Genomic DNA, 2,656 nt, shown 5'->3' with positions numbered 1-2,656 from the left:
GGAATGTGCTTCGCCACCGTTTCCAATTCATCAGGCCTCAACCGAATCATCGCCCGCACGGCTCCCTCATGGTTGCGATGTATAGGCTCGTTCGATCAACCTCCTCATTCGTCGGCTCCTCTATCCCGCATTTGTTTGTATCCATCGTGTCCGACCCGCTCAGCATTTCGCTTCACTCCTTTATTCGCGTTCACTATAAATGGTAACATAAGTAATAAAAGTATAAATCGTGATTTTTATACCATTTTTTACGGATTGATTAGTTATATTTACCTATTTTTCACACAAAGAAGTATACAAAAGATCGTTACCATTTTCTTTATGAACTGAAACTAATATATGATCATTCCTTGGAGGAGCAAATGCAAGCTCACAACGGGATGAATGCTAATTGGACAAACGATTTAAAGCGGTTTGCTTGTATCGAAAAATCGATCCGTGCCCCTATACATCCTTCTCAATTCGGAGGGGGATTGTTTTTACCAAAGAAAAATGCATATATTTACTCGTGGTGCTAGTTGAACCCTAACGCTCAACTAGCCCAAGTATGACAAGTGAATACACCAACAAGATGCCATCGAGTGCTACCTCAAACCCCACAATCGAATGGGCACGAATGTCTGTGATACGATGCGGGTCGACGAGGACAGAGAACACCGTTTCCACCACTTTGCGTTTTTGTTGGAACCATCTCTCCCATGATGCGGATGGGCGATGTTTCTGATTTTTGCAGCGCCCGGCAACGGCGGTTGGATCGAGAACGTTCGAGAAACTGTCCATCCGTAAACAAGTTCCCCGTTACAAGACGATGCCATGCCCGTTCGGAAGAAAAGTCTAGCAGCTTCCCCAAAATGTGAATCGCTATGATCATGCTATCTTCTTGCTTTACCAAATGGCGGTTACGGCGTTGAAGATGCGTCTGAATCAATGACAGTTGGGCGGAGACAAAAAAGAAAATGGCGGCATATTGCTTTTGAATCTTGGCCCGATCTGTAGTAAAATGAAATTGCTCTTGCACGGGGATTCTCCTTTCGAATGTTTGGTTGCACTTTCATTCTACAGGAGATCCGCTAGGCAAGGGCTATTTTTATGCTTACTCGATTTTATCTAGCACCACGGGTATTAATCTAATATTTGTTCTCCAAATTGTATTTTTCAACAATTTTTTTTAATATACGATTAATGTTTTCCTCCTGATCCGGGAAATTTTTGATATACATATTACATGTTTGTTCAAGGTAGTAATAAAACGTATGGTAATCTATAATAACCTCTTCATCATGTAGAGCAAACATTACTCCTTCAAACGGTTCATCATCAGGATCCAAATCATTTGGAAATGTACAATCAACCGCATTAATGCCATAACCTGCACCGGTAGATAGATGCTGAATCACTTTTACAAAATCATCGTCAGAGATTGCATTGAAAAATGCTATAACAGGAAAATGGTCGCCTCTTAACATTTGAGACTCTAGTAATCTTACACTCATATTTATTTCATCCTTTCAATTATAATTCAGGATAAAACGACGTTACTTCTCCATTCTCATTAGTATACCCTCTCCACTTAATACCTTGACCGTCATACCCTTCCCACTCTCTACCTAATGCACCTCTTACAGCAGCATCGTTTGCAGCTTCTTTTCCTCTTTTTATAAACTCTTCGTCAGAGATCATTTTAGGGTCATAAACAGTTTTTTGAAATATCTTTTCCTTCCAGCCGATTCTTTGACCAGTTTTAGGATCAAGAGATGGAATCTGATACGTTATCTTTTCTACTCCTAGTATACCTTCATGTTTCTTAACTTCTAAAATATTAATTTCACTTTTCATAAATTCATTTTTGTTGTGTGCTCCTCCAATCCCTCTTTTACGAGGAACGTTAGGATCAACATGTTTTATATGTTTTTCCAATGTAGATGAAAACTTAGCTTCTATCGCTCTCCTCCCAACCATCTCTCCCTCAACTTTCTCAATCATACGGAGAGATGCATCTTTTGAGCCATCTATCCAAACTCGTAAGGCTGATGTTGGTGAACCTACTCCCGCATAGGACGGCTGCCAAAAAACCGATGGAACAAGTTCCATTAAATTATCGCACTGTTTTTTGAATAGGCGAATCGTTCGGACAAGTGGCGCTTTGATAACTTGTTGATAAATCGTCTGAAAGACCGATTTCATTTTATTATCACGTACCACATGTTTGACTTTCACAAGAGCCGATACGGCATCCATCATCCTAGCTTCGGTGATGACTGCTTTTCCGGCAACACCGACCCCTTTAGCAGGAGGAGCAATCGACGCAAGCAACATTCCCCCTGCCAGCAAACGGTCTCCTACAGAAAAGCGCTCGCCGGTAATCGGATCGTACTCGCCAAACACGCGCTGCACGTCGTACCAACCAAGAAGCTCCAAGCCAAATTCTTTCATGTTATCGGCCAGCGTCTGGTCCGCTTGGCGCATCGCCGCGGCGGTGCGATAGAGCAGCTCTTCGGCTTCGTTGAGCTTTTGTTCATAGCACCGCAACCAATGAATCAATTCGTCCCGCAGCGCTTCAATGGCGGGCGTGCTGACGCCGGGGAGGTCCATCGCTAGGGAAGAGGGCTCCCATGACAGCGTCATCCGCGCCCGCTGGCACGCATCTTCGGCATCA

General features: G+C 43.1%; 2 protein-coding genes and 1 pseudogene. All 3 read right to left on the bottom strand.

Translation table 11 applies throughout. The features are described from left to right. Positions 1-525: 525 nt before the first annotated feature. Positions 526-1,018, bottom strand: a pseudogene (locus B4113_RS19270) (hypothetical protein). 109 nt (positions 1,019-1,127) lie between these two features. Beyond that, entirely contained in the window at positions 1,128-1,493 is a 366-nt protein-coding gene (gene cdiI, locus B4113_RS18190) for a ribonuclease toxin immunity protein CdiI (protein WP_235598038.1), read from the bottom strand. Positions 1,494-1,512: 19 nt separating this feature from the next. Continuing rightward, positions 1,513-2,656 (bottom strand): EndoU domain-containing protein (locus tag B4113_RS19775; protein WP_235598037.1); only part of this gene is annotated, 1,144 nt, incomplete at its 5' end.

The sequence above is a fragment of the Geobacillus sp. B4113_201601 genome (assembly GCF_001587475.1).
In the GTDB taxonomy this organism is placed as follows: domain Bacteria; phylum Bacillota; class Bacilli; order Bacillales; family Anoxybacillaceae; genus Geobacillus; species Geobacillus icigianus.
Note: the sequence above shows the minus strand (reverse complement) of the source record. Positions and strands in the feature narration are given on the sequence as shown.